21 protein-coding genes are annotated in these 26,037 nt (G+C 60.0%); 9 read left to right on the top strand and 12 right to left on the bottom strand.

Going from position 1 to position 26,037, the window contains the following annotated elements:
• Positions 1-47: 47 nt before the first annotated feature.
• From QTL94_RS12275 to QTL94_RS12260, 4 genes are all read right to left on the bottom strand, one after another.
• Positions 48-1,202: a phage portal protein gene (locus QTL94_RS12275; RefSeq protein ID WP_289801742.1), complete on the bottom strand. Its 1,155-nt coding sequence runs from the start codon at positions 1,200-1,202 to the stop codon at positions 48-50.
• 109 nt (positions 1,203-1,311) lie between these two features.
• Entirely contained in the window at positions 1,312-1,671 is a 360-nt protein-coding gene (locus QTL94_RS12270; protein ID WP_289801741.1) for a hypothetical protein, read from the bottom strand.
• A 320-nt stretch (positions 1,672-1,991) separates the two neighbouring features.
• On the bottom strand, positions 1,992-2,603 hold the full coding sequence (locus QTL94_RS12265) for a hypothetical protein (RefSeq protein ID WP_289801740.1): 612 nt from the start codon (positions 2,601-2,603) through the stop codon (positions 1,992-1,994).
• Between the two features lie 208 nt (positions 2,604-2,811).
• Positions 2,812-3,021: a hypothetical protein gene (locus QTL94_RS12260; RefSeq protein ID WP_289801739.1), complete on the bottom strand. Its 210-nt coding sequence runs from the start codon at positions 3,019-3,021 to the stop codon at positions 2,812-2,814.
• Positions 3,022-3,470: 449 nt separating this feature from the next.
• Here QTL94_RS12260 and QTL94_RS12255 point away from each other — a divergent pair, with 449 nt between their 5' ends.
• From QTL94_RS12255 to QTL94_RS12235, 5 genes are all read left to right on the top strand, one after another.
• Positions 3,471-4,868, top strand: coding sequence for a tyrosine-type recombinase/integrase (locus tag QTL94_RS12255; RefSeq protein WP_289801738.1), 1,398 nt, complete (start codon positions 3,471-3,473; stop codon positions 4,866-4,868).
• A 121-nt stretch (positions 4,869-4,989) separates the two neighbouring features.
• On the top strand, positions 4,990-5,946 hold the full coding sequence (locus QTL94_RS12250; RefSeq protein WP_289801737.1) for an RWP-RK domain-containing protein: 957 nt from the start codon (positions 4,990-4,992) through the stop codon (positions 5,944-5,946).
• Between the two features lie 135 nt (positions 5,947-6,081).
• Positions 6,082-7,332: a tyrosine-type recombinase/integrase gene (locus tag QTL94_RS12245; protein ID WP_289801736.1), complete on the top strand. Its 1,251-nt coding sequence runs from the start codon at positions 6,082-6,084 to the stop codon at positions 7,330-7,332.
• A gap of 196 nt (positions 7,333-7,528) precedes the next feature.
• Complete coding sequence (locus tag QTL94_RS12240; protein WP_289801735.1) at positions 7,529-7,915, top strand: hypothetical protein; 387 nt, start codon at positions 7,529-7,531, stop codon at positions 7,913-7,915.
• 1 nt (position 7,916) lies between these two features.
• Positions 7,917-9,866, top strand: a complete 1,950-nt coding sequence (locus QTL94_RS12235; protein WP_289801734.1) for an AAA family ATPase — start codon at positions 7,917-7,919, stop codon at positions 9,864-9,866.
• Here QTL94_RS12235 and QTL94_RS12230 read toward each other — a convergent pair.
• The gene (locus QTL94_RS12230; protein WP_289801733.1) at positions 9,863-10,186 is read right to left on the bottom strand and encodes a helix-turn-helix transcriptional regulator; all 324 of its coding nucleotides are present in this window, start codon (positions 10,184-10,186) and stop codon (positions 9,863-9,865) included. The two genes, QTL94_RS12235 and QTL94_RS12230, sit on opposite strands and share 4 nt — an antisense overlap.
• Before the next feature lie 371 nt (positions 10,187-10,557).
• On the opposite strand from QTL94_RS12230, the gene QTL94_RS12225 reads away from it, so the two are divergent.
• Both QTL94_RS12225 and QTL94_RS12220 read left to right on the top strand, forming a co-directional pair.
• Positions 10,558-11,679: a hypothetical protein gene (locus QTL94_RS12225; RefSeq protein WP_289801732.1), complete on the top strand. Its 1,122-nt coding sequence runs from the start codon at positions 10,558-10,560 to the stop codon at positions 11,677-11,679.
• A gap of 34 nt (positions 11,680-11,713) precedes the next feature.
• Positions 11,714-12,472, top strand: coding sequence for a hypothetical protein (locus QTL94_RS12220; protein ID WP_289801731.1), 759 nt, complete (start codon positions 11,714-11,716; stop codon positions 12,470-12,472).
• 53 nt (positions 12,473-12,525) lie between these two features.
• On the opposite strand, the gene QTL94_RS12215 is transcribed toward QTL94_RS12220, so the two are convergent.
• Positions 12,526-12,780: a phospholipase D-like domain-containing protein gene (locus QTL94_RS12215; RefSeq protein WP_289801754.1), complete on the bottom strand. Its 255-nt coding sequence runs from the start codon at positions 12,778-12,780 to the stop codon at positions 12,526-12,528.
• Between the two features lie 131 nt (positions 12,781-12,911).
• Here QTL94_RS12215 and QTL94_RS12210 point away from each other — a divergent pair, with 131 nt between their 5' ends.
• Positions 12,912-13,163 carry a hypothetical protein gene (locus QTL94_RS12210; protein WP_289801730.1) on the top strand — a complete coding sequence of 84 codons (252 nt, stop codon included), beginning with the start codon at positions 12,912-12,914 and terminating at the stop codon, positions 13,161-13,163.
• 29 nt (positions 13,164-13,192) lie between these two features.
• On the opposite strand, the gene QTL94_RS12205 is transcribed toward QTL94_RS12210, so the two are convergent.
• The 3 genes from QTL94_RS12205 to QTL94_RS12195 are packed head-to-tail and all read right to left on the bottom strand — an operon-like array spanning position 13,193 to position 14,747.
• Entirely contained in the window at positions 13,193-14,047 is an 855-nt protein-coding gene (locus QTL94_RS12205) for an NmrA family NAD(P)-binding protein (protein WP_289801753.1), read from the bottom strand.
• A gap of 40 nt (positions 14,048-14,087) precedes the next feature.
• Positions 14,088-14,540, bottom strand: a complete 453-nt coding sequence (locus QTL94_RS12200; RefSeq protein WP_289801729.1) for a VOC family protein — start codon at positions 14,538-14,540, stop codon at positions 14,088-14,090.
• A 21-nt stretch (positions 14,541-14,561) separates the two neighbouring features.
• On the bottom strand, positions 14,562-14,747 hold the full coding sequence (locus tag QTL94_RS12195) for a DUF3008 family protein (RefSeq protein ID WP_289801728.1): 186 nt from the start codon (positions 14,745-14,747) through the stop codon (positions 14,562-14,564).
• A gap of 332 nt (positions 14,748-15,079) precedes the next feature.
• On the opposite strand from QTL94_RS12195, the gene QTL94_RS12190 reads away from it, so the two are divergent.
• Positions 15,080-16,315 (top strand): hypothetical protein, encoded by a 1,236-nt coding sequence (locus tag QTL94_RS12190; RefSeq protein ID WP_289801727.1) that lies wholly within the window; start codon positions 15,080-15,082, stop codon positions 16,313-16,315.
• A 115-nt stretch (positions 16,316-16,430) separates the two neighbouring features.
• Here the strand turns inward: QTL94_RS12190 and mcrC are convergent, their stop codons facing one another.
• The 3 genes from mcrC to QTL94_RS12175 all read right to left on the bottom strand — a co-directional run bounded on the left by mcrC (position 16,431) and on the right by QTL94_RS12175 (position 25,338).
• Positions 16,431-17,552 carry a 5-methylcytosine-specific restriction endonuclease system specificity protein McrC gene (mcrC, locus tag QTL94_RS12185; protein ID WP_289801726.1) on the bottom strand — a complete coding sequence of 374 codons (1,122 nt, stop codon included), beginning with the start codon at positions 17,550-17,552 and terminating at the stop codon, positions 16,431-16,433.
• Positions 17,552-19,762 (bottom strand): McrB family protein, encoded by a 2,211-nt coding sequence (locus QTL94_RS12180; protein WP_289801725.1) that lies wholly within the window; start codon positions 19,760-19,762, stop codon positions 17,552-17,554. The genes mcrC and QTL94_RS12180 overlap by 1 nt, the downstream gene beginning before the upstream one ends.
• Positions 19,763-19,896: 134 nt before the next feature.
• A complete protein-coding gene (locus tag QTL94_RS12175; protein WP_289801724.1) occupies positions 19,897-25,338 on the bottom strand; it encodes a PDDEXK-like endonuclease domain-containing protein in 5,442 nt (1,813 codons plus the stop codon).
• Positions 25,339-26,037: the final 699 nt, after the last annotated feature.

Below are 26,037 nucleotides of genomic sequence, written 5' to 3'. Positions count from 1 at the left end.
TCCATCCGCCGCCAAAAGCCGGATGGTCAGATGAAATCTGAGGGGGGTCAAAATTGGACGCCGATTACCCCGCCAAGGGGGTTAAATTTGCACGCCGAAACACAATACTGGCCGTAAGCCGTGGCGCGGCTGGCGAAGTCCGATCGCAGCAGCGAGTCCGTCAGATACTCCACGAAGAGCGTTTTCTGATCTTCGGGAGCAATGAGCTTCAGCGTCACTTCCGCTTCCCAGCGGTTAAGCCAGGGCGAAAGAGAGTAGGTCAAAAACTGCTGGCCGCCTGTCTCGGCATTCGCGAATGTCTGGCGTGAGAAATCCATGAGCAGAACCGGAGGCACGCGCAGCACCCTTGCGACCTCGTTGATACTGAGTGCCCAGATTTCGAGAAACTGACTGTCCACGGAATTGAAGGAGAGCGGTGTAAACTTGCCGTCCTCTTCCAAGACGGCGGTGCTTCCTGCGTTGCCGCCCGATGTCGCGGCCTGCCAACTGGCCTTGATACGCTTGGCGACTTCGGCCCCCAGATTTTTAGGGAAAGACAAGACGCCACTGGGGCGGCCACCATTGGCGAAGAGCTGATTGGCGTGGCGCTGCAGGACGATCAGAAGACCGATCGCCGTGTTGGCCAGCAAGAGAGGCGATTTCCCCGTTACGGAGTCCGTAGAGAGCGGCGACGGTGCCCGGAGATGCAGAACGTCCTTCGCAGCGAGAATGCGCGTCTGTGAGCTTGTGGTGACTCGGTAGCCCGGTTCCCCGGTGACTGTGTCGATCAAAATCGCCACGGTGGTCGGAAACAGTCGGTGCAGTTCCCGGGGCTGACCGCCGCCGTCGCGGACGATCTGCGCAAAGCCGTTGCCGAATGCGATGGCGTCAGCGGTCAGCAGCTCGCGAAGCTGGCCGCCCATCGTCCACGGGTTGGCTCGACCATTGAGCAGGGTGAATGCAACATGCTCGGTGTCCCGTTCCCGGGAACCATCCTCGCCGCGACGGTAGACATGCAGGGGAAGACCGCCAAGGGCTTCGGCAATGGCTTTAACACCTGCGGCCACGGCGGGGACCGCGAGAGCAGCGGCAGGGCTGACGATGACGCCAGAGAGCGAGGGCACGGCCCCCAGTGCGGAGAAATCAAGATCGGTCGGACTGGCGAGACTACGTGTCTCTTCCGCCGTTTCCTGTCGTGTCTGTTTCTTCCCGAAGCCGAACATTCGCTGCACCTGTTTTTCAGATGCAGTTCAATTTGCACATATCGACTCGGTGTGCAGCAAGGATCTTCGCGCGCGTGCCCGCGTGGTACGCTAGCGAGCCATAGCGATTTTATTTCGACCAGCCTGCCGTGATGGAACCTGTGCTAGCCTTCCAAGGAGCAAGGCCAATTTTTGCCCGCTCTTCGTTGACGTAGGAGAGACAAATTCGCCGCGTAACTTCTGCGAAGACCATCGTTGGCGCGATCGTCCAATCGTCAACGTTGTTCTGATAGTGCTTCGTTATGGCGTCAGTCAGCATCCCGGCTGTCAATCGTTGCGTTTGAAAGCAATTGGCGATCCCGTCACGTCGGGCGGTTACCCAACTATCCTCGCCTAGCATCCTGCTTGCCTGTAGCTCGTCATACATGCCCTGAATATACATCGCCTGAGCATATGGCTCACTTCGCTGCCAATCCGAATAATTCGTCATGAAGGCCGCGTGGGCTGACGACGCCACGCAGACACCGAGAATACACATTGATTTGGCTATCAGGCGCATAGGCGATCAATTTCTTTCGTCAACACGTTTTGCGGGCAATGTGGCACGAAATGAGCGAGGGGGCTACGGGGGAGTGAGGCTTTCCCGGAGGGGAAGCTAACCGAACGAAGTGAGGTATAGTCTCGTCCCGAAAACAGGGCGTGAGCCCGATAAGCTACGCATCGGGAGCGAAGCGAGCGAGCGCGTAGCTTTTATATCCTTTCATGACCGAATTATCTTGTCCCCTGTGAAGTGAAAGGAAATAAAGGCTATTATTTATTATTATATACAGTGGACAAGATACATTCGGTCAAACTGGCCTTCGGGGCCGGCTTCTCCATTTTCCAGAGTTCGACGGCTACACCTGAGAAGCGTCTGATGACTTTCAGATTGGGCCACTGGTAGAACGCGACCTTCCCCTGCCCCGAAGCCGCAAGCGCGTCCATCTCGAATTTAACACCCGACATGAAGGCCGGCCATTGCTTCAAGACGATAGACAGGATCGCCGGCGCGGCTCCAGCCGGCCACGTCTCGACAAGGCCGCATATGCAGCCGTAATCGGCCGGTGACGTGCGCGGCTGCTTCATGTGTTCGCGCCAGATCTTGGAGAGAATATTCGCCTGATGGCGATCGGTGCCCCCTGCCTTCGTCACGCCTAGCCGAACCAGCGTCAGCTTGCGGCCTTCGATCATGCGAGTGTCACGGACAAACGGCGGCTTGCTGATGGCCCGGAAGAAGGTGCTGATCGAGATCCCGAGTTCTGCGGCGAACTCGTCTTGTGAGCGTTTCGCCCATCGCTTGCCGTCCAACTCGTGGCCTTCGTCCAGCATGAGGTCGAGAATGTAGTCTTCGACGCGCTCGGTCGTTGTGACGGGCGCTTTCATTATCCCCAACATATCGGCACGCGCGACGGTCGAGGCTTTTTTCAACCAATCAATTTTATTCATGGATCACCTTTCGACTATCAATTCCTGTTGCGTTGACAGAAGTGATCGCCTAAGGTGCAGGTGTCCTAAATCCTAAGCGGGATTTTCAGCACCTTATAGCGATCAAAGCCCCCACCAGTTTCCCGACCGGTGGGGGTTTTTCATTTCAGGTGTTCTTCGCGAGGTAGTCTAGCTGGATCTGATGCAGCCCGATCAAACGGGCCTGTAGAGCATCCACGTAGACGCCGATGATCTCATTGGCCCGGACGGGGTGATCGGCGTTTACCCATGCCTTGAAGCCGGCCAGACGACGCAGCACTGCCCCGTCCTTGAAATCGCCGCGTGCCCCGATCGGCACGTCCTCGGCTGCTTTCATAATCTCGCCAGCGTCCCTTCGGGCGCACTCAATGGCGGTTTCCCGGAGAGGATCACGTCTAGCCATGGGTGAGCCCTCCGATCGCCAGAACAAACGCGAACGTTGTCCGGGACATTCCGGGACTTTTCCGGGACTTGTCGGGGGTTTTCCGGGACTTTGTGGGCCTTTTGTTCCACTTCTGGCCATTTCGACCAGACAGGAACAAGCCAAATTTCCCTTTAAAAACATGGAGGTAGCTGGCGACCCCTGCAGGAATCGAACCTGCGACAACCTGCTTAGAAGGACTGCGGCTCCAGAATCCAAGAGCGTAAATCTTTGTCCATCAGCGTCCATTATTGCACATTATTGCTCAATTATATCAATGACTTATTGACATAATCTCCGTTTCCGCTTCAATCGAGGCCGACGGCGAAACGACCTCGCCGCGACCTCAGAGAAGGGAGACGAAAATGCCCAGAAACCGAGCGAAACTGACCCACCAGTTCTGCGTCGCCGTCAAGCCGGCCGCCGGAACCAGGGAGTACCTCGACGGGACCACCAGACTGGCGCTCCGCGTCACCCCGGCCGGCTCGAAGACCTGGTCGATGCGGTTCCGGGCGGGCGGAACCGAGAAGCGGCTCACATTCGGATCGTTCGACAACGTGTCCCTCGGAATGGCCCGCAAGAAGTATGAGACGGCGAGATCGCAGGTTTCCAACGGGGAGGACCCACTGGAGCCGTCGGGTGTGGAAACCGCAGCCTCCTCCGTCGAACTGCCGGAGCGGCCGCCGACCTCCCTGCTGTCTCCGCCTGACCTCGTGGCGCCGCCAGCCCTCGCGCCGTCCATCCGGCCGCACCAGGGCCTCGCGCCGCCGCCGCTTGGGCAACGCAGGGCCGGCACGCTGCGGCTTGCCGAGGCGGGCGAGCTCTACCTGGGCGCGTGCGAAGTTGGAAGGCACAGACCCCGCCGGAAGAAGAAGCTGCGCATAAAGGGGGCGGAGAGCATAGAGGGCGAGAGGCGCGCCTTCAGGCGATTTATCGAGCCGCGCCTCGGCGGATGGTGCCCGGACGACCTCGACATGCAGACGGTGCAGGACTTCGTCGACACCATAGAGATTGAGGACACGGAGGGCGCCGCCCGTCTGGCGAAGAAGACGCTCCACAGCATCTATTCCTACGCGCTGTGGCAGGGCTACGCCACGCGGAACCCATGCGTCCAGGTGACCTACCCACCTAGCGGGGACCGAAAGACGGTGCTCAGCGACGAGCAGATCAGGACGGTGTGGCGGACGTTCTCGCCGCCCGTCAAGGTGAAAGGCGCGTATGTCTCCCCGGGCATGGGCTACGCCATCCTCCTCGCGATGGTGCTCCTGCAGCGCATCGGCGAGGTCCAGCAGATGGGGCTCTCCCAGATCGACTTCCGCAACTCTCTCTGGGTGATCCCCGAGGACATCACGAAGAACCGGATGCTCCACGTGGTGCCCCTGCCGCCGCTGGCCGTGAAGCTGATCTTGGAGGCGCTCGCCGCGCGGGGACCGATGGACAGCGACGCGGTCTTCCCCGGGGCCTGGGATGCGCAGGCGCCGGTCCGGCGGGGTGCCGCCAGCAGAGCGTTCACACGGGTGAAGCGTGCCCTGAAGTGGCCGGACATCCGCCTCCACGACCTTCGCAGGACCGGGTCGACGAGGCTGGCCGCGCCCCCGATCTCCGTACCGCCGTTCGTGATCTCGAAGCTGCTCAACCACACCAGTGACACGGGCGGGGCAGCCCCCGTCACCAGCATCTACAACCGCTACGAGTACCTTGCGGAGAAAAGGGAGGCGCTCCGCGAGTGGCAGGACGAGCTGGAGGCGATCCTGGGCCAATGACGGAGCATGCCGCCGACGGTCCCCGGACGGCGCGCGGGGGAGCGCATCCCCGGAAGGGGCCTTCTGACCGCGGCGGCCGCGGGCCATCGGTGGATTGTCAAGGGAACCATGGGAGGCGTTCATGATCACGCGGGAAGAACTGTATGCAATGGTCTGGTCCGAGCCGGCGCTGGCCGCCGGCAGGCGGCTGGGGGTTTCCAGCAGCTACCTGGCGAAGGTCTGCCGGGCGTTGGGGGTTCCAAGCCCGCCACGCGGATACTGGGCGAGGAAGGCGAAGGGGCGCGCTCCACCCGCTCCCGCCCTCCCGGCCGCGCGGCCGGGCGCGCCGACCGGATGGTCGACGCCGGGAGAAAGGGGCGCGCCGATCAAGCGGTTCTACGCGAGGACGCCTACGCCTTCCCCGGAGGGCGGCGTTCACGGGCTCGTCGCGGGGGCCGAAAACCATTTCCGGGCGGGAAGGCCGGTGGAGGGCACGGGTGGCTACCTCCGGCCGCGCAAGCGGCTGCTCGTGGACGTCACCGCCTCGGAGGGGTCGCTCGAGAGATGCCTGGATTTCGCCAACAGGCTGTTCATGAGCCTGGAGCGGCACGGCCACAGGGTCGTGCTGGCCGCCGAGCGCCTGGAGCGGCCCGAAATCGGGCGGCGGCAGGATCCGCCAGCGGACGGCCCCGCCCCCGTCGCCGACGTGTGGCGTTCCATGCGTCCGGCCTCCGACCCGTGGCGTCCCCTGCGTCCCACCGTGGCCTATTTCGGCCCGACGCCCGTCGGGCTCGCCATCGTCGAGACCAGCGAGGCGGTCCTCATGCGCTATGCGGGCCAGGGGCGGTTCGTCCGGACGACGGAGGATCCGGCAGCGTGCGCGTCTGCGGACGCCGTGCCCTACACGCTCACCATGTACCGGGAGGTTCCGTCGGGCCGTCTCAAGCTGGTCGCCTACTCTCCGGATCCCGCGGTTTCCTGGCGGCGGGAATGGCTCGAGACGCCCGGCGAGCGCCTCGTCGGCAGGATCGGCACGATCGTCGCCGATCTCGAGAGGGCGGCTATTTTCCCGGCCTCGCAGGACCCGCCGGCCGGCTAGGCATCAGCGGTTTGCGCCCAGCGCATTGGGGCCTGCCGTTTGGCGAGCCTCACCACAGCCTCGAGTGGCGGATCGCGGAACGTACTGGACAGCGGCCGCCGACCCGGAGAGCAGACCCGAAGAAAGGACACGGGCATGAAAAGCGAATATCTGAGCGACGAACTGCTTCGAGCACTCCAACCCGACCCTCAGGGTGGCCGGCACCATGTGCATGACACGCTGGTCCCGGGCCTCGCCATAATGGTCAGCCCTGCCGGCACCAAGACATTCGTGCTGATCGGAAGACCGTCCGCCGGAGGGACGGGCGTCCTCCGCTGGAGGCGGATCGGAATCTTCCCCGAAACCTCGCTCGCCCGAGCCAGACAGATCGCCGCCGCGTGGGACCACCTCCTCCGGCTCTCCGAACCGGGAGACCGCGCGTCGATCCATCCGGAGAAAGACGAAGGGCGCAACACGTTCGGATCCGCCATGGAGGAATACCTCCTAGAGCAGTCGGCCGTGGTCGCGGACAGGATGCGCCGCGAGTTCCTCGATCCGGAGCGCAACCCGTGGATCGAAAGGCCACTCACCGGAATCACGGAGGGGGACGTCCGTTCGCTTGTCGAGAAGATCCGGGACCGTCCCGCCCCGGCGGCGGCCTGCAGCGCCCTGCTCAGGCTCCACGCATTCTTCCTGTGGGCGGGGCGGCGCGGCAACTGGGGCCTGGCGTCGAATCCGGTCATCGGCGTCACGCCCGAGGCGCTCGGCATGGTGCGGTCGCCGCCCCGCACGGCGGTGCTGTCCGACGAGCTGATGCGGGCGTACTGGGCGGCGGCAGATGCCACCCCCTGGCCCCGTGGTCCGTTCTACCAGGCCTATGCTCTGACGATCCAGCGACCCTATCAGGTCGCGGGGATGCTCTGGCCCCAGATCGACGCGGCTCGGGGACTTTGGAGAATTCCCGGTGACAAAACATCCGGCCCCCGCCTCGTACCCCTCGTTCCCGAGATGCTGAAACTGCTGGAAGCACTGCGACGGAACCGGAGCGAAACCTGCGGCGACTTCGTCTTCAGCATGGCGGGCGGCCGGCAGCCGATCGGGCATGCGTTCGGGGCGCAGCAGAAGTTCAAGAGAAAGGTGGCGGACACCTTGCGGCGTGCGCACCCGGGTGCCACCGCTGACAACTGGAGGATGCACGACGTCCGCCGCACGGCCTTCACGTGGCTCGCTTCCAAGGGCGTTCCGAATGACGTGATCGCCGCCATATTCGGCTGGACCCCGTTCCCGCTTCGGATGCGTATGATGTCGCACGGGTGCGAGCCCCTGTCGGCGTCGCGGGAAGCGCTGTCGCTCTGGGCGGCCCATTTGGCGACGGCGACGGACCGCAGGCCTCCGCAGGCTCGGTGAACCGAGCGAGCCGGCGATATTGTTGACAAGACTGTCGCGGGCCGCACGGGGCGGGGCGGCCCGCCGGGCGTCGCGGGCGTCGACGCGGCGGAACGGCCGTGCGGCGCCCCGCGATGTGTTGACAATGGATACCGTCAGGTCCACCGTGCTCACCACATGAGCATTTTGCTCATGATTCGACATGACGGAGACACCAATGCTTAGAGTCGGAGAAGAACGGACGAATTCATCGTGGGCGTCGATCGCCCGCCACGCCAACGCCGTCGAGGATCTGGCAGCCGATCTGCGTCAAGTGATCGAGAGCAGGTCCCTCCCCGAGCTCGACGCCAGCCGCACCCCGGTCGTCGAAGAATGGTACATTGAGAAGTTCGTCGTGCCAACGCTCGTGGGATTCATCACCTATCCCGGCGACAGCGGCCGGCGGCGCGGGCAACGCGGCCCGATGAGCTTCACCGGCCCCCTCCACCTCTTCTCGCTCCGGCAAGGAGTCGCCCGCTCGTCCCACCGCTGGTACCGCGTAGGCCACCCCTCGCCCGCCGCCGAGGATTCGCTGCGGCGATGGAGCGTCGAGGGGGAGTTCTGAAATGGGGAGAAAGCCGCCGCTGGGAAGGCTCGGCGCCGACCAGTTCCAAAAGATCCGCCAGTCGCCCGCGCTTTTCCTGGCCTGCTGCTGCGTGGGCAGGGCATTGCGGTCGCAGCACCTGCTCCGGCGTGGACGCCCGACCATCGTGGTGCTGATCGCGGAGTCAGCCATGGACCTCGGCATATACGAGAAGGCCGCAGCGCTTCTTGTAATCGGCCGCCCCCCGGACTGGGACAATGCGAGAAGGAAGGAGGCGCTCATCCACGTCATCGAATCCGAACCGCGTCAAAGGATTCCGGCGCAGGGCGGCACAGACCTCCTCCGCTGCTACGGGAGCGTCCCTGTCATCGTCGTCCTCGCCAGGCACCGAAAGGATCTGCCCGTGGAGCTGGCGGCGGCGGCCGACGCGGTGATAGATCTGCCGAGACCCTCGGCAGCCCACATCGTGGCGGCGCGGTCGCTACTCGGAAGGAGCCCGATCCGGGCCGAGACCGCCGAACTGCTCTCGGGCAGCGACGTGGTGATGCTTGCCCCGGTCCTGGCGAAGTTCAGCCTCACGTCGGACCACGCGCGAATCCTCCGCGACTCCGTGCCGGGGGCCGCGGCGGACGGCGGCCCCAGCCTGGACGAACTCCCCGGCTACAGGGACGTGAAGCCCTGGGCGCGTTCCTTCGCCATGGACCTGAAGCGTGCGCGGACAGGCGAGATCGCCTGGTCCGATCTCGATCGCGGAATCCTTCTCCACGGCCCCCCGGGGACAGGCAAGACCCTGTTCGCCCGCGCCCTTGCCAAGATGTGCGGCATCCCGCTGATAGCGGCGTCCGTGTCGAAGTGGCAGTCCAAGGGACACCTGGGGGACCTTCTTGCGGCGATGAGATCGACCTTCGAAGCGGCCAGGGAAAAGCAGCCGTCGATCGTGTTCCTTGACGAGCTGGACTCGATCGGCGACCGGACACAGTTTTCGGGCGACCATGTCGGCTATCAGACGCAGGTGGTGAATTCGCTCCTGGAGTGCATCGACGGCGTCGACGGGAGGCAGGGGATCGTCGTGGTCGGGGCCACGAACTTCCCGGAAGCGGTCGACCGGGCCCTGCTGCGAAGCGGCAGGATCGAACGGCATGTCCGAATGGACCTTCCGGACGCGGACGAGCGGGCCGAGATATTGCGCTTCCACCTGTCAGCCGCGGGCGACGACCGGGAACTCGGGACGATCGCAGCGGACCTCGGGGGATGGAGCGGCTCCGATCTGGAGAAGCTGTCGCGGGAGGCCAGGCGGCTTGCCAGGGCGGCCGGGCAGCCGGTCGGGCCGGCCCACGTCGGCCAGGCGCTGCCGCCGCTGCAGACACTGCCCCCACCAACCGCGCGACGCGTCGCGGCCCACGAGAGCGGGCATGCCGTCGTCGCGCTTGCGCTCCAGCCGGGCACAAGGGCGAGCGTCTCCATGCGCAGGCAGTTCAGGACGTTCTCTTCCGATGCGACCGTCCAGGGACTGACCCTGTATCTCGACGCGCCGGGAGACATGGAGACCCGGGATTCGATGGAAGCGCTCATATGCAGGATATTGGGTGGAACCGCGGCGGAGGATGTCCTGTTCGGCGCCCGCTCGACCGGCGCGGGAGGCGACCGCGGCAGCGACCTTCACAAGGCGACCTTGATCGCCACGCGGATGGTCTGCAGCTACGGCATGGGGCGCGGCCTGTCATTCCTGGTCGAGGACGACCATCCCGGCCCCAACTGGAGCGGCGGCATTCCCGCGACGGCGAGAAGGGAGATCGACGGCATCCTCGCTGAACAGTTGTCGCGGGCGAAGGCCATCGTTAGGATCCATCTCGGCGCGGTCCAGGCCCTGGCGGAAGAACTGCTGGAACGGGAAAATCTCGGGGCGGAGGACGTCGACGCCATCGTCCGCGGGCGTCCGCAGGACCGGCCGAGGAAGCGTGGCGTCCGCTAGCCGTCGCCGGATCCCTGGCCGTCCGTCTCCGTCGCGGACGGGCGCCGCGCCATAGCGACGCCCGGACCGTGCTCCGGCGTGGCGTCGATGAACGCCACACCCGCGGCCTCGAGCGCCGCGCGCACCTTCTCGACAGCTTCCACGAGGACGTTGCTCCCGCCCTTCTCGAGCCTCACGACGATCTGGCGGCTGACGCCCGCAAGCTCCGCGAGCTCCTCCTGGCTGAGACCCAGCAGCGCCCGCCCGCCCCTCAGCGTCCGCATGATTTCAGAGATCGAATCCATGGATTCGAGCAGGCGGCAAATCTGAAATTTTGTCAACAATTTAAGGACTCGATGGCATCTCTCGAAAGGTCGGTGCGAACTGCTGCAACTCCAGGCCGGCCTGCGAGCCTGCGCTGACAAGGCATTCGTGGTTGTCATTTCGCCGCTCACATGTGAGGCGAGCCGAACGTCAGCGAGAATTGCACGACCGTGTAGGGAACGCCCGTCCGCTTGTCATTCGAGCCCGCGATACGCTTTGAAGGTTGACATGATGCCTTCCTGGGCCTGCAACGCGTGCCGAGCAGGCGACTATCGCAGTCCGCAGGAATGATAGTCTTTTCTGGTTAATTCGCACACGAAGCCAAGTGAATTCTGTTGGCGAGTCGGATACACCCCGCCTCGCCTTTTTGTTGTGTTCGGGAGCTTGTATGGTTGGCGGATTGCATAGGCTGGTGTCCGCGCTTGGGACAAAGAGCGTGCAGGTTTGGGAGTGGGATAAAAACACCGTCCTGAAGCCGAGGCTGGCGAATAAACCGAATTGGCATTCGCTGGCAAATCCCAGGCGGCAACTCACATTCTCTGGGTGGCAGCTCGCTCACGCCGTCGCCAAGGCGGATCATATGGTCAAAGCGAACCTATTCGGTCCCAGCTTGGGGTTTCTTTTGCAAGCCCACCACGTCATTGACAGCGCCAGCTCCAACCTGAGGATCATCGACAATCTCTCGGGCACGTTGAATGAGATCGCACTTAGCGGACTTAGCGCGCGTATTGCCCAAGGAATTTCGCTCCTGTTCGCCAACCAGAGAGAGTACGTGTTCGCAGGTCATCTGGCATCGGACCCGGCCGTTCCCAAGAACACTAAAGCAGCGGATTTCATTTTTGAGGACGCTTCGAAAGGCCGGATGATCCTTGAGTCAAAAGGCTCGTTTTCGATGCAAGCCAACGATCCCAGCAAGGTGAAAACAATACTGAAGGCCGCGCTCGAGGATCAAGTGCAGCCATGGCTTGCCAAGATCTCGCCACCCGCGTCCAAGGGGTTCGTGACGTACAGTTGTATCCGTGAGAAGAGCCAATCGACGGATTCAGCTGTGATCTTTGTGGACCCGCCCGGAGAAGCCGACGGAGAGCAATTTGACATTGAGCCGTCGTGGGTGCGTCGCCGAAACTATGGAGCATGGTTCGATGCAATGGGGTTGCCCGGCGCTGGGGATCGGCTGAGACGAACCGATCGCGCTTCTATGCAAGCCGTCACGCTCCCGGTATTCGTTATCGGCCCGTACAAGTTCGCACTGATGCTGGCGTGGACCCCTTACGACGGCGGCGCCTTCGTAGGCTACGGGATCGAGGTCTCGATACTGCGGGGAATCGAGCGAGCGCTCGCCGGGGACGAGAGTTTCCTTCTTGATTTCGAGGGTCTGGCGTTCGGAGGGTTTGGCGAGGAAGTCTTTGCATCGGATGTGGCGCGCCAGTGGAGCCTCATGCCTGACGGAACATTCTTTGGATCCGTCAATCCAGGACAATTCGTCCAATTCGAAGTATTCAAGCTCTAGGCAAAGAAACACAGGCAAGCACAGGACGTTGCCGATGAATGATATATTGTCGCGAGCAACGGATCTTTGGCGCAGCACCCAGTCCTTGCTCGCGTTACTGGGGGTTGCTGGAATTTCAGTGACGGGAGTGGTGGCAGGAGCTTACGCTCTCTTCCGGTTCCTCGGAGAAAAGTGGCTGACCAACAAATTTGCCGAGCAGCTCGAATCTTTCAAATCTGAACAAGCTCGCGAACTCGAGCGTCTCCGCCATAGGATCAACGCTGTCTTCGATCGAACCAAGCGTCTGCATGACCGGGAGTTCGAAAAGCTCCCCGAAGTCTGGGTGAGGCTGGTCGACGCCAAAAGCTGGTCTGGAGGATACTTGGCAGCCTTCCAGCAGTACACGGACGTCGGCAGGATGGGCGAGCGTGAGCTAGACGAATTCCTTGGATCGACGTCGTTCTCGGAAAGTCAGAAGACCGACATCAAGTCGTCACCCCGACGACAGGATTTATATGTTCGCCTTTTCAACCTGTATCGGCACGCTGACGTGATGGCAAAGCTGCGAGAGGCGAGTATCAGCCTGACGAAGCATGGAATCTTTATCGTTCCGGACTTGCGGAAGGACATGCATAAGTGGCTGGACATCGTGCACTCTGCAGTTCTCGAGCATCACCTCAACGAGGATCCAGATCTTAGGCCGCGTCTGCGGGAAGCCTCGAACAAGCTAAAGGAAGAGGGCGAGCCGCTATTTCAAAAAATTGAGGACGCAGTAGTGGCGCGGTTATGGGATTCGACCGAAACCGAGGTATAGCTCCGCGACAGAATTTCATTCTTGGGATGACTTTCCATTGGTAGTTCCCAGCTTCAGACTCGTGCTACGATTTTAGAAGACTCGTCGTCAGCGTGACTTGAACGTCCCTCAAACGTCGCGAGGACCGCCTCCACTAGAATGGCGATGGAGGCAACGACGGGCCCGTCGACGAGGAGGCCGCATTCGAGGTTGGCTTTCTTGGATCTCCACAGGAAGTTGGCCGACCCGACATATGCCTCGCTTCCATCGGCCAATACGATCTTGGAATGAAAGGTCTCATCGGTGTCGCCTTCCCCGTAGAACCGGATGTCGATGCCTTTGACATCGGATGACTACTCCTCTGCAACGTGCGACTCGAGACCACTCGCATTTTTGCGGGTAGAGTTCTCGTCGTCGCTCTGATTTAGCTATTGCCGATAGCAATTCTTGGGAGACAGCGATGCAACTGGAATGGGTGGAAGTAACCAACATTGCCTATATTGATGAAGACAAGATTTTCGTCGGTGAGATCGACGTCACTTGGACTGACCAGACGCTGCCAGGCACTGTGGGCGTGGCCGGTTACTCTGTGAGGGTCAAGACGCAGGTTTTCGGTGATACCACCCTTCCCTTCGAAGAGGTTGAAAAGAAGCTAAAGGAGGCAGCCATTGATCTACTGCCAATTGCTGCAGAAGCTATTGGCACTGCCTGAACCCATATTCAGAAGCAACTCGGATCCGGCTAGTAGATGGTGGTTGAATTGCCCGAGGCTTCGGCGGGAGTGGCCAATTCCCGAAGGTATTCGAACAGACCGACGTCTCCTCGAACTGGATCATCTGGCAATTCCATCCCTTCGATGCTTGCCTTTGTCATCCGGGCGAACGCGACGGCTGCCGCATCCGAGAAACCTAGTTCCTTATAGCTTGCCTCAATCTCTCCATTCGGAATTTTCTCTAGCAGCACCGCATGCCCAAGCGCGCCGGAAAAGGCGGCGACAACATCAAGGAACGTGTATCGGTCCGGTCCCTCGACATAGCGGATGCCGACATCGGAAGTCGGTGACAGCAGCCGCAAGGTAACCTGTTTCCCGAGATCGATCGGCGAAACCATCGGCATTAGCAGATCTTCCGGGAACGGAGTCGTGATAGTCCCCTTCCTTGCCGCTTCGAGAAGCGGCTCAAGGTTGGTGAAGTAGTAGGCACCGCGATTTATCGCTGCAGGGATCCCGGTCTGTTCGATCAGACGCTCGAAACCAAACAGCACGGAGAGGTCGCCGATCCTCTCACCCGGCTGCGCGCCGTATGTGGACGCGACCACCACCTTCTCGAGACCGGATCCGTCCACCGCCTCGGTGATGCTGGTCGCAGTCGCTCTTTCGACACTATCGGTGTCAGATTTAGGGTCGGCGGGAGGGTTCAGAAGAAAGGCGCGTCGGGCTTCGCGGAAGATCGACCTCAGCGTGCCCGTATCCATCACGTCGACGGCTTTCGCCTTCACGCCGGAGGCGATCAAGCTTTCGGCCGTGGCCTCGCCATGAGTAAGGGCGAGAAATGGGATATTGGCGGCCTGCAACTCGGATATCACGGCGCATCCGATATTACCTGACGCCCGAGTACGACATGGGTGATATCCGACATCATACCATTCCGTTCTTGTTGATCTCCGCTACGGCTTCAGCACTCTTCTCGAGAGTTAGGCCCATGCTGCGAAGAACGCCTTCGGCCTTTGTAAACTGCAGGGCACGATATTCCACGACCTCGATCCGCTTGCCCCAGGAATCCAGGAAGTCCAGGAAATCTGTGTCGAGAATGGTGGCTCCGGCGGCGGCGGCAAGGTCTCGAACCGAACTGCGATCGTCGACTACCAGCCCGAAGTGCCTGTTCCGGTCGGGCGCTTGGTGCCGTTCCCGGCTAAGAGCCAAGAATTGGTCTCCCATGTCGAGGAAAGCCATCTCCAGCACACCATCTTCGCCCTTATGCGCACCTCGTAGTTCAAACGCGAAGACGGCGCTATAGAACTCAAGGGCGTCGTCGACGCTGTCGACTTCAAGGGCAACGTGATTAAGGCCGACAAGAGGAGGCTTCTTCATATTGTTCCTGCAACGGATCGGTCAGTGCGAAACGAGCTGCGGCTTGCCTTTGCGCTTGGTAGACGCGAACTCTTCCAGTTGCTTCTCGGACATCGCGTCCACCATTTCCTTCGATGCGCCTCTGAGCTTGCTCTTCGGCGTGTCTCCACGCTTTGCTGAAAGAGCGGCGCCGGCGGCTTTCTGTTGGGCTTTCGACTGTGCGGGCATGACTGACCCTCCTAACAGTCTTAGAACTCCGGGAACTGCGCCCCTGTTCCCAACTTCGGCGTTTAGAGTGACCTCACGGCTGAGGATCGCCGAGTCCGTGCGTAAGGATCCCCGCTTCGGGTAGCCCGCTCGCCGAGAGTTGTCTCAACAGGTTTTCCACCGCCTTCCACAAGGTTTCCACAGCTTAAATCGCGAAATTCAAATCGGATTTTATCACGCGCGGGGGACCTCGTTCGAAAACGGACTGACTGCGCGGTCAAGAAGGAACCCCCTCTCCTTGGATGCCGACTCAGTCTACGAATCCCGAGGTGTCAAATGAGGATAGCCATTCAATGAGCAGACAGCATGCAACACCCTTGTTGATTTCTTCAGATGGCGCTACCGCGGCACCGGCTATTCCCCTTGGGCTAGGCGTCTCGGGTCACGGCCTCGCCGAATCGGATATCCAAGATCTCGTCCATCGCTTTCCATCCTGCCTACCAATCGCGGAAATAGATCCGCTTTTCATCAGACCGGTCGCCATCTGTAGGGAATTGGCTACAACCGCCGGCCCGATCGATAATTTTCTCGTGACACCAAGCGGCCTGCCCGTTTTGGTCGAGTGCAAGTTGTGGAAGAATCCAGAGGGGAGACGTGAGGTAATTGGTCAAATCCTGGACTACTCAAAGGAATTGACCAAATGGTCGGCCTCGGATCTCCAACGCGAGGCAAGTCGCCGAACAGGCAGGAAGGGTAACGTGCTGCTCGATCTTGTGACGGAAGCTGGACATGGCGTCGACGAGATCACCTTCAACGACGCACTGACGTTTAACCTTCGTCGGGGCCGTTTCCTCCTCCTGATCGTTGGCGATGGGATCCGCGAGGGCGTCGAAGCTATAGCGGAATATTTGCAGAATCATGCCGGGCTCCACTTCACACTGGGCTTGGTCGAGATGCCAATATATCTAGCGCCTGATGGAAGCCGGCTTGTGGTTCCACGCGTGCTCGCGCGGACTCAGACCATATCTCGCACCGTGATCGCGGTTCCCGATGGAATGGTCGTGGCTGAGGATGACGACGATGTCGACGGGCCGCTCCAAATCCACTCGCCCGAGCAAAATGAAGAAACGCGCCGCCGGAAGGAGCTACGGCTAGCATTCTGGAAAGAATTTCTCGGTGAGCTTCACCTTGACGATCCGGAGCAGATGCTTCCCGCGCCGACGACGGGAGGACATGTCGTTTTCAAGCTCGGTGCTCCGGGAGGCTCCAGTTGGATCACGGTATACCGGGAGACGCGCTCCAACACGGTGGGCCTCTTTCTTTCGTCCAACATCAACTCTCCTGGAGAGCGCGCCGCGCAGTCGTTAGCTTCCCAGGCAAGCGAGATCGGGCAGGAACTGAAAGGAGCGACGATCGATTTCTCGCAGGAGCGTCCAATCGTGCAGCGGCTCGCCCTACGCAATCTCGAGGATTCCGGCGAACGCGAGCGCTCCATACTCTGGTTGAGAGAGAGAACTAATGCATTCGTGAACGCGCTACGACCGAGAATCCGATCTGCATTGGTCGAATTGCGCGATGATGGCCAGTGACTTCGCAGGGGAGGCTACAATCTTTATCCCGCGAGGTCTAAAAGTTGATGGAAAATGTCAGTCCGTCGTCAGACCGTCAAACACCCCGCATCAACGTCCGCAATTCGGAATACAGTCATCTTTGGAACATGATGATATCTAAAAGCGACCGGCGCAGGTCAGATGGATGAGCTGAAAGGTCTACGGTCACAAATCGGACCCTATGTCCCTGTATGGTGACAGCCTCGTCGACGTGCCGATGTATCGAGGGATGAAGCAAAATTCCTTCCGCTCTGTCAGCGCATTCATCTCCCATCCCCGCTTGCGAGCGAAGATACGAGTAGATCTGGTAGAGATAAGCGCTCTTAAGCCCCTCTCCTCCGTGGTAGCGCGACGTCAGAATGCCCGTGAATTTGGTATCGAGGACGATGCGCCGCTCGGACCGTTTTCGTAAGACGACGTCTGCTTTCATGATGGGAAGAATGGCATGCAGGCCGTCTGTCGGGTCATGCGCCTCCCATTCAAACTGCGTTTGGCTGTCAACAGACCAACCATCACGTCCGTGAATCTCGTGACGGTAAAAACCCGCAACTGCCTGCTCGAATATCCTTCTGAGAAGAAATTCATCGCGAACCAGGCCAGGGACCTGCTCGGTCCCCTCTGACTCTGCCGGCAAGACCAGGTCTAGCGCGAGTTCGGCCACTTTCACCATGACGACATCGTTTGCGTCGTTGCGCGCGATCTTGTCACGAGAAATCTCGGCGCGGGACGGGCGTTTCGGCAAGACGCCGGCATCCACAAGGAACCTTGCCAAGGCTGCACACTGCTGCGCGACGTCCTTGTTGGCCACCTTCGATTGTATCTGAACCAGTGCAGCGAGAACCAGACGGTTGCGGGGGGTGTCCTGCGTCAGTTCGTCGAAGCGGCAGGCGATTTGGCCCCGACTTAGGAGCTGTTCGGATTCCGTCCTGAGCCAATCGATGCGGCCGCGCACGCGGTTCAAAGTCGCAGCGCGAGTCGCATATCCTCGCGAGAGGCTGCGGCGAAGTCTAAGAGACACGACATTTGCAAGCAGCCGGCCTAAGATGTCCGCCAGTTCTGCGTCATCCTCCGCCGCCGCCTCAAACGGGTCTATAAACTGCGCGAGTCCCGCTGCATAGACCAGGAGAACCCAGAGATTACGGATCGGGATCCCGGCGCGACTTTTCCAGCCTTGTTCGGGGCCGTTCGAGATCGGGGATTGAACGGCTTCGATCATCAGATCGCTTCCATTTCCGCAACCTGTGACTCGGCTTCCTTGACGTTGTCGTACCAGTACTCCTCGAGAAGCGGTGCAATTTCGGTCTGTACGGTCTCAAGATACCACGCTTTCCAGGCCTGCTCCGTCCCACCCGGCGATACGTGGGGCGTCATGAAACTGTGTCCAATTTGAAACTGGCTGCCGAGAGAGCGGGCGCTTGAGATGGCGGCGTTTAGAGACGCCATTTTCTTCGCGATTATTGAAACAAGCGCCGCGGGAGCCCCTTGTTTGAGCAGCCACTGCTTCCATGCCTCGTTGAACTGAGGCGAGAGTGAAACAAAGGAAAAACGGCGGCGCAGTGCAAGGTCAACCAGTGCTAGCGACCGGTCAGCGAGATTCATGGTACCTATTAGGAAGAGGTTTTCTGGAACATAAACCCGTTCGTCAACGGTCCTTGGATATGCAAGCCGAAGCGCTTCATCCGGCGAGCGCTTGCCGTCCTCTATGAGAGTCAGCATCTCGCCTAAGATCTGCGCCGGGTTGCCTCGGTTGATTTCTTCGACGACAAGGACATAAGGTGTCTCCGGGTCGGACTTGGCGGCAGCAACCGCTTCCAGGAAGACACCGTCAATCAATTGGAGGCCCTTTGTTCCGTCCGGTCGCCATCCTCGAACGAAATCTTCATAAGACAGGGTAGGCTGAAACTGAACCGCGGTGAGTCTCTGGTCGTCGCGCGCCCCAATCAATGCGTAACCGAGTCTCTTTGCTAGCCACGTCTTCCCGGTGCCGGGAGGCCCTTGCAGAATGATGTTTTTCTTTCTGCGGAGGAGTTGAACGGCAGCGTCAATCTCTCCCGAGGAGAGGAAGCACCCGTCGTCGACGATGTCGTCAACATTGTAGTTCTCGGGCACGTATACCGCAGCGCTTATCCTATTTGTTTCTTCCTCAAGCTCTGGCTGTCCCACGGATTGAAGACTGTCCGACGCCAGGCTCCAATCCTTTTCGAATTCTTCGGGTAGAGCTGCTGCGTAATCTTCGCCATCGTCGGTTAAAACCAGTTCACCAGAGGATTGGAGGTCGATTAGCCCGACTGAGCGCGCCCAGGTAGTGATGTGTGAACCCGGCAGCGTCGAGGTCCAGGTGGGAACCAGGGATTGCAGGCGCTTCGCCGCATCCGTCGGCTTCAGGACGCCTGGCTCGCTACGGACCATGAGGAGCAAATGTCCCATCCCAAATACACGTCCGATTAAAGGGCCGCGAAGAACGGTGGCTGGATTGCTGACGCTAAGTAGCTCGTGCCCCCGATCCGTCGGTCGGTAAGTCGTTCCATCAAGTCGTAGGAGTCCGAGTCCTCCCGTGGCTTGGGATATGATATTCCCCGCCGAGCTCGTGTTGAGTTGGGCCGCCTCGGTGAGGATCACGACCACCAGATCCTCACGGTTTATGCCCTGCTCCGCCTCACGAACCATCGCCAGTAGGAGTTCAACATTACCTTTCACGCAGGTCAGGCTTCTCCGCTGCGCGTTTGCGGGCAGCAGGGAGAATGGTGGCACCGCGCTCGCTTCGCGCTGCACGCTCTGCGTAACGACAGCGCCCTCGTCAGGTTTTCCGAAATAGGTCTGCCAGAGGAACCACGCAAAGATCGCCTGGTCGACCTTCGCCTCGTCGCTTTGGGGGCTTCCGAGTGCGTCACGCATCGCTGCGCGAACGGTCGGATGCTGGGCAACGAAGTCTCCGGGCACGCGCGCCGCCGACAGCAACCTCTGGACGCCCCAGATACGCGTTGCGTCCGCTATGCTTGTCATGTCATCGGGAAACATTGCCGCGAGCAGGCGTGTGAGCCGGGCCTTCGGGCGTCTCTTGGCGTGGCGCGGATGAACTGCGGACATCACGTCATCAAACAGCTTCTGCAGGCGGGGACCACGTTCCTCGATGGGCACACCCGCAAGCATCTCTCTCCTGTCGAAGAGCAGCTTTGCAAGCTCTTGGTCTTCATAGGCCCCGTAGACGGTCACCGAGTGCCCAGGACCAATGCTCGCAATGGCGTTGCTGTCCCACAGTGCCTCCTGAAACGGCCTTGAACGCCATTGCTCCCAATCGGCATCCTGCACCAGGCGCACCTGCTGCAGATATTTTGTTCGCCACTCCTTCGCCCAATCCTGGTTCCGATAGTTCTCGAACTCAGTTCGATAAATGCGGTCGAGTTCCGAACCTTCCAGGGCGATCATCTGCCTTCCTCCAGCTACAACTATTTGCTGATTAGGCAGAGTCGCGGGCAATTTCAATCAGGCGATGTCGACCACCGCAACCCCCTCACGCGCGCCAGCTAACCTAGCAAGCCTCCGGAGGTGAAAGCTTTCGCTCAAGCTACGCTTTCTACAACTGCCTTTCTAATCAGACTGCCAAGAAGAACCTCGACTTCATCGCCCGCTTGGGCATCTAACACAGCTCGGGCGAGAGGAGCCTTCTGGTTCACTAATCCCTTCTCTGGCACGCTCGGATCTATAACGATGGTGAACTGGTAAGTCTCCTGCCCTCGATCTAAGTATTTGAGCCGCACCTTGCTGCCGAGACGTGCCACATCAGCACGAGCTGCCTGAGGCTTTTCCGCTGCGGGTCTCTTCTCGACGGGCTGAACGAGTTCAGGGGCCACGTCCTTCAGCAGCGGCGCCCGCATCGCTGCTGTCGGAGGCTCCGGCGGTCGTGCGGGAACCGGGACCGTCGCCTTCGCCGCCAGCTTGGTCTTCATCTGCTCGAGGCGGCTTGCGATCGCCAACCGAAGCCTCTCCGCTTCGCGTCGGGGATTATCGAACCAGTCAGTCGACCAGATCCGATGGATGGTCCATCCAAGGTTTTCCAAGATCTCCTGGCGATGGCGGTCGCGATCGCGCGCTGATCGAGAGGAGTGATAGGTCGCGCCATCGCACTCTACTCCCATAAGGAAACCGTGAGGCCACTGGGGGTGACGCACGCCAAGATCAATGGAATACCCACCTGCCCCGACTTGCGGAACAGCGATGCAACCCATGGATTCGATCTGCGCGGCCACGAATTCCTCGAGCGGCGAGTCGAATGCGGCGTGCGTTCCAATGCCCGCTTCCAACGGCCCGCCAGCGCAGTATTCCAGCCAGCGCTTCAACATCCAGGCACCCGCATTGGTCGTTTCATCCGCTGTAATGTCCGACGGGGTCATCGACGTGAACGTTCGGATTTGTTCCTTTGCTCTTGTGAAGAGGACGTTTAGTCGCCGGCGCCCCGTGGGACCTGCGATCGGTCCGAAGTGTTGAGCGACTTTGGCTCCCTCCGAGGGCGGACCATAGACCGTGGAGACGAAAATTACGTCGCGCTCGTCACCCTGAACGTTTTCCAGGTTCTTGACGAAGAACTCCTCAAGGCCGCTCCGTTCGCTCAGCCATCGATCGACATAGTCACTCGCCGCCTTGTTGCGCGCGATCTCATACTGAAGGCGCTCGTTGATGTAGTCGGATTGGGCCTTGTTGACCGCGACGATGCCGAGCGATCGGGTGGCGTCGTGTGTCATGAACTCAAGGGCTGCTTCGACCACCGCATGGGCCTCGTTCGTGTTGACGCCTGCCTTGTAGATGCCACCGGTCGGGACGACGACGACGCCCATCCGCGGATTGTCTTCGTTGGCGGACGGAAAGACGGTCAGCTTGTCTTGGTAGATGATGTTGTTTGAAAACCTGATGAGGCCCGAATGCTTCGACCGGTAGTGCCACGTAAGCATTCGACGTGGCCTGAACGCGCTGTTGGCCATCTCTAGGACCGACTCCTCGGTGACGGCGTCCGTCTCCTCGTCTTCCGTGGTGTCCGCGATCGTCTTGTGGAAGAAATTGGTCGGGGGAAGCTGCTGCGTGTCGCCGACAATCATTGCCTGTCGGCTTCTAAAAAGCGCGCCGATAGCGTCTTCAGGCGGCATCTGAGAGGCTTCATCGATAATGCAGATATCGAAGTCGATCGTGTTCTTCTGAATGTATTGTGCGACGGCCAGTGGTGACATCATCCAGCAGGGTTTGAGCGTCAACAACGCTCTGCCGGCTCGCTTGGTGATGTCCCGGACCGGAACGCGGATCTTCTTCTGTCCGACGAGGTGGTCCAGCAGCCCCATCTCGGTGTAATCGCCCACGCGCCCACGGGAATTTCCGGCCGGAGGTCTTGAGCGGGAAATCAACTGGTGCCGCAGAGCCGTCCGCGACAACAGCGTGATTTCGTCGTCCAGACTCTTGAGGCGCGCTCTCAAGCTCTCGAGTTGCCGCCCCGAATAGTTGGCGAGTTCATTTCCGTATTTGGCGTAGACCCTGGCTGCTGACGCGCGGCGAAGGATCGCCTCGGTGTGGCCGGCGACATCGCTTCTCTGAAGCTGCTTCGAGAGGAGATCGACCGTATCGACCATTCCTAGGCGCTCGATTTCCGCACGGGCTTTCGCGACGCCGATCCAGTGCTCCAAGGCCTCTGCGTCGGAAGCAGCCTCCAGAAGGAAGGCGGCCGTCTCATCGAACGTCAAGGTTTCGACCTTCGTGGAAAGATCAACTGAAGCCTCGGCGGACGTCTGCGAAATAAGATCTTCCGCTTTCTCAGATTCTGCGAAGGACTGGTCGGCAAGCGCGAGCAATGGCTGCAGGCGGGACGAGATGATCGCCGATGCGAATACATTTCCGAACACGGACGATCGAACTAGCTCCGCGACCTCGACGAGATAGTCGAAGTCCGACGCGTCGGACTTCCATCCAGCGAAGTATCCACCCAGGATTTCGGCTACAGGGCTTGCGGCCAGTTCCTCGATCGATTTCTGAAGATTGGAAAGGCTCTCCTTCAGCCTCGAGACCTCGGCTGGCGTAATAGTGGCCGGTCGATGAAAAATGCGACAAAGGACCGCCAACTCTCGATCCGTCGCCTTAAGTTTCGCGAGATCCGACATCAGCTTGTCCCGCGTGGCCGACAGATCACGCAACAACGTCTCAGACGGAAGATCGGGCAAGTCCGGAATGTCGCCTAGAGCGTCGGCCGGCGCGGTCTTCAGGAAATCGCGGATGGCTCGGTTGCCATAGCCACTAAACGTCGACTCTACAATTTCGTAGAACTCGGCGAGCTGGGCGAAGGATTCGAAGTTGGTCGTCAGACCATCAAAACGGGCGCCAAAAACGCCGCTGCGGTGTGCCCGTTCCTCGAAGCGTGCTTCCTCGTCGAGTTGAGCTCTAGCAGCTTCAAGCGCGCGGATCGCGGCAACCTTGTCGAACTTGCTGCTTCTCGCGATACCTTGGTAGAAACTCTTCGCCTCTTTGTGTTTCGACGACAGAAAGCTAAAAGCGCCCGCTGTACGAATTGCAGTGAGATGGCTATCGACGTCCGCAGCGCGCATGCCGGATCTGAGCGTGACAGTCTCTTCCAGTTTGCGCCGACGCTCCCGGAGATCGATGCCCGATTTTAGGAATTCTTTCAGAATGCCGACCGCGCTAGGTTCGGCAAGTGCCGAGGCGCGCATCGAAACCACATCCTTTGGGATGGCGTGAACGAAAGCACCGAGCTTTCGCATCAGTCCAACTGGCCAGTCGGCGCTCGAGGGGACCTGTGCGACGAAATCCTTCGCTGTCGACAATGACCTGTCAAAGCCGCTAATAACGCTTTCCTTGGCGGAAATTTCGTTCGCCCGGCCCGCTGTGTCGAGCGAGTGGACACCGGCCGATCGGCAGATTTCGGCCACCCTCGTCAACCGATCAGCGGTGTCAGGGTCAAATGGATCGACCAGGGACTGCCCAACAGCGTCGGCCAACTTCTTGCTCGCCTCGCAGGCGCCGATGAAATCCCGCAACTCCGCGGGCCGCTCGTAGACAGCAATGCGGACGTCATCACCCGAGATCTCGCCGTCGACGATGGTACGAATCTCGGCGGCTAACTCTTCGATCGCGGCGATATCCTCGATCGAGAGCCTTGCGTCGACTCCAAATGCGATCAGTTGAGCGGCAGAAGCCGAGAGCGTTTTGAAGGCATCGCTTGCCCGATGTGCCAGCGCGAGGATTGCGGAACTCTTGAATTGGCTCGTGTCCAGGCAGCTTGTACCTTGCCAATGCGTCCGTGCCGCCGCCGGGGATAAACCGATCTGCGAAAGCCACGTGACGTTTTTCAGCAGTTCCTCTATCTCATGGCTTCGGAATTCCCGGTTGGGAACTCTATGCTCAGACAAGGCCACGGGAGACAGCTCATCCAGATGCTTATTCGTAGCGATTGCTCGTCCAAGAACACGGTGAACTGTTTCGCCCGTCCCTTGCCATTCACCCGATAGAATCGAGACGTATCGAGACAGCTTGTCACGAACTTCGATGAAGCGCTCGCGGTTCTCTGGAAGTTCGCGGGGTAAGGATTCACGAATCCCCATGCGATCGCGCACGGACCGCATGAATTCATCTTTCGAACTCTTGCCCGCGAGAAGCGGAAGGACGAACTCACCGAGCCCAACTGCCTCGAGGCGATTTTGAACGACCTCAAGCGCGGCTGACTTCTCCGCCACGAACAGCACCTTTTTCCCCTTGGAAAGGGCCGTGGCGATTGCGTTCACGATGGTGTCCGACTTACCGGTCCCGGGTGGCCCTTCCACTGCGAGATTTCGGCCACGCGCGACGTCGACCAACACGCTGAACTGGCTGGCGTCGGCCTTCTTGACGAGATGGGGTACCTCCGCCTCGATGTCAGGCGCATCCACCTCGTACTCTTCAGCGACAGCGCCGACCTCAGAGCTTTCCGAACCCACCAGAATGGATTCGACTATCTCGTTCCTTGAGAAGTCCGACGCCGTCGTATCGAGGTCCTCGTACATTGCCATTCTAGCCGCCGGAAATACCGACAACGTGATCCTCCTGCGTACTTGCCATGGCAATTTCGAGTGCTTGATGAGCGCGATTTCCTCAAAGTATTCCTCAAGCGATCCGCCTTCGAATAGTGGGAGTTCGATGTTGAACTCGCGCTTGAATTTCTCTCGTAGAACAAGGTTGGTTTCGGCTTCTTCCCCGGCCCCAGCCACAGTAAAGATGGGACCGCCGGCGCTTTTCTTCCGTTCGACGGTGACCGGCAGCAGTACCAAAGGCGAGAGATATACCCGGTCGTCCGTTCGAACCGGGTCCTTCCATTCAAGGAAGCCACATGCGACCCGCAACAGGTTTAAACCAGTTTCCTGCTGTGCCGTCCTGGCTTTCGTGATGAGTGCATTCAGCTTGCGCTCCAGATCTGGAGCCAGCAGGAGGGTTTGTATGTGATCATCTTCAAAACGGTCGTCATCAACCTCTGTATCCGGGAGCGGCAACTCGAAGCTCGGATTGATGCCGTTGTTGCGGGCGTGCTGAGCGAGGGACTCGTCTTTCCGAGTAACACGCTTCGGCATACCCAGCTTTTCGCGCACCCTGTCCCTTAGCGCCCTCTCCGAACGCCGAATTCGATCCGAATAGTCGAGAGCGTCGGTATCGAGTTCTTTCGTCTCTGCCAGATAGATGTCGTCAGTACGCAACGCGATGGAGAACGCCTCGGAGAAAGTAGTAGAAAGCTCATCCTTGGTGTCCTCCTCCAAGGCGGGCAACGGCTTGAACTTCAGGGCACTATCGTTGTTGAGCCTATAGAAAAGCCGATCGGGGAGCTCGTCGACCACCTGGATCTGGCTGGAAGATCGCCCGTTGAAGCTCATGTTCACGAGCGGGTTCTTGGAGGTGAGATCGAGGAGTCTCGGTCTGATATCGTCAATTTTAGAGGCGACAAGCTTGGAGAAGTCGCGAACGGCAGAGTTGAATGGCCCGTTCATGGAATCAATTTCCGAATGCTGAGGTACACTCAGAATCGTGTTCCACAGCCACAACCGCCAATCAAGTGGCAAGCTTTGGAGATCGGTTATATCCACGGCTACTGTTTGGTTGCGTACCCAAGGTTAGATGCCGGCCGAGTCAAGCCTCAAGACCGTCGGTGCATATCGACCGGCGCGACCTCCGCCAAGCATCACGCTTTCGCACCCACCGATGCATAACAGCAGCCAACAGCGGGAGGTCAGGCGTATCCTGACGCCATGGATTTGGAAGAGGTTTTTAGGATTGGCGTTCAAGATTCGCCGAAAATGCCAGACGCCCTGCCCGCACTTCGGCGACCCGTCGATGAAAACGACCTCCCGTGACTCAAAGGATCACAGTATGCGGGCTGCGGCCGTGATCCCGGCACGGACCTTTTCAATTCGAATCTACGAGTGAGTTAATCGACGACCACCTGACGTGACACCCGCGAGCCTTGCCAGCTCCTCCTGGCTAAGCCCCACAAGCGCCCTTCCGGCCCTTAGCGCTAACATTGACCGCTGATGTCGAATCCATGGGTTCAAAAAAGTGACAAGCGTCGACGTTGTCGCAATTGTGTGGAAGGATTCGGTCTACGATCCCAAATCCGCGTCGCCGGCTGTCCAGGGTCGCATGGGGACTCCGGATATCGCCCACAGTCCATCGCTGTTGTCGGCTGACAC

The organism is Rhizobium sp. S96, from assembly GCF_030382195.1.
Lineage (GTDB): Bacteria > Pseudomonadota > Alphaproteobacteria > Rhizobiales > Rhizobiaceae > Rhizobium.
This window is presented reverse-complemented; position numbering and strand designations above follow the sequence as displayed.

Coding starts and splice junctions, on each gene's coding strand:
- QTL94_RS12275 (WP_289801742.1), bottom strand. CDS start 1,202: ATGTTCGGCTTCGGGAAGAAACAGACACGACAGGAAACGGCGGAAGAG.
- QTL94_RS12270 (WP_289801741.1), bottom strand. CDS start 1,671: ATGACGAATTATTCGGATTGGCAGCGAAGTGAGCCATATGCTCAGGCG.
- QTL94_RS12265 (WP_289801740.1), bottom strand. CDS start 2,603: ATGAAAGCGCCCGTCACAACGACCGAGCGCGTCGAAGACTACATTCTC.
- QTL94_RS12260 (WP_289801739.1), bottom strand. CDS start 3,021: ATGAAAGCAGCCGAGGACGTGCCGATCGGGGCACGCGGCGATTTCAAG.
- QTL94_RS12255 (WP_289801738.1), top strand. CDS start 3,471: ATGCCCAGAAACCGAGCGAAACTGACCCACCAGTTCTGCGTCGCCGTC.
- QTL94_RS12250 (WP_289801737.1), top strand. CDS start 4,990: ATGATCACGCGGGAAGAACTGTATGCAATGGTCTGGTCCGAGCCGGCG.
- QTL94_RS12245 (WP_289801736.1), top strand. CDS start 6,082: ATGAAAAGCGAATATCTGAGCGACGAACTGCTTCGAGCACTCCAACCC.
- QTL94_RS12240 (WP_289801735.1), top strand. CDS start 7,529: ATGCTTAGAGTCGGAGAAGAACGGACGAATTCATCGTGGGCGTCGATC.
- QTL94_RS12235 (WP_289801734.1), top strand. CDS start 7,917: ATGGGGAGAAAGCCGCCGCTGGGAAGGCTCGGCGCCGACCAGTTCCAA.
- QTL94_RS12225 (WP_289801732.1), top strand. CDS start 10,558: ATGGTTGGCGGATTGCATAGGCTGGTGTCCGCGCTTGGGACAAAGAGC.
- QTL94_RS12220 (WP_289801731.1), top strand. CDS start 11,714: ATGAATGATATATTGTCGCGAGCAACGGATCTTTGGCGCAGCACCCAG.
- QTL94_RS12210 (WP_289801730.1), top strand. CDS start 12,912: ATGCAACTGGAATGGGTGGAAGTAACCAACATTGCCTATATTGATGAA.
- QTL94_RS12200 (WP_289801729.1), bottom strand. CDS start 14,540: ATGAAGAAGCCTCCTCTTGTCGGCCTTAATCACGTTGCCCTTGAAGTC.
- QTL94_RS12195 (WP_289801728.1), bottom strand. CDS start 14,747: ATGCCCGCACAGTCGAAAGCCCAACAGAAAGCCGCCGGCGCCGCTCTT.
- QTL94_RS12190 (WP_289801727.1), top strand. CDS start 15,080: ATGAGCAGACAGCATGCAACACCCTTGTTGATTTCTTCAGATGGCGCT.
- mcrC (WP_289801726.1), bottom strand. CDS start 17,552: ATGATCGAAGCCGTTCAATCCCCGATCTCGAACGGCCCCGAACAAGGC.
- QTL94_RS12180 (WP_289801725.1), bottom strand. CDS start 19,762: ATGATCGCCCTGGAAGGTTCGGAACTCGACCGCATTTATCGAACTGAG.
- QTL94_RS12175 (WP_289801724.1), bottom strand. CDS start 25,338: ATGAACGGGCCATTCAACTCTGCCGTTCGCGACTTCTCCAAGCTTGTC.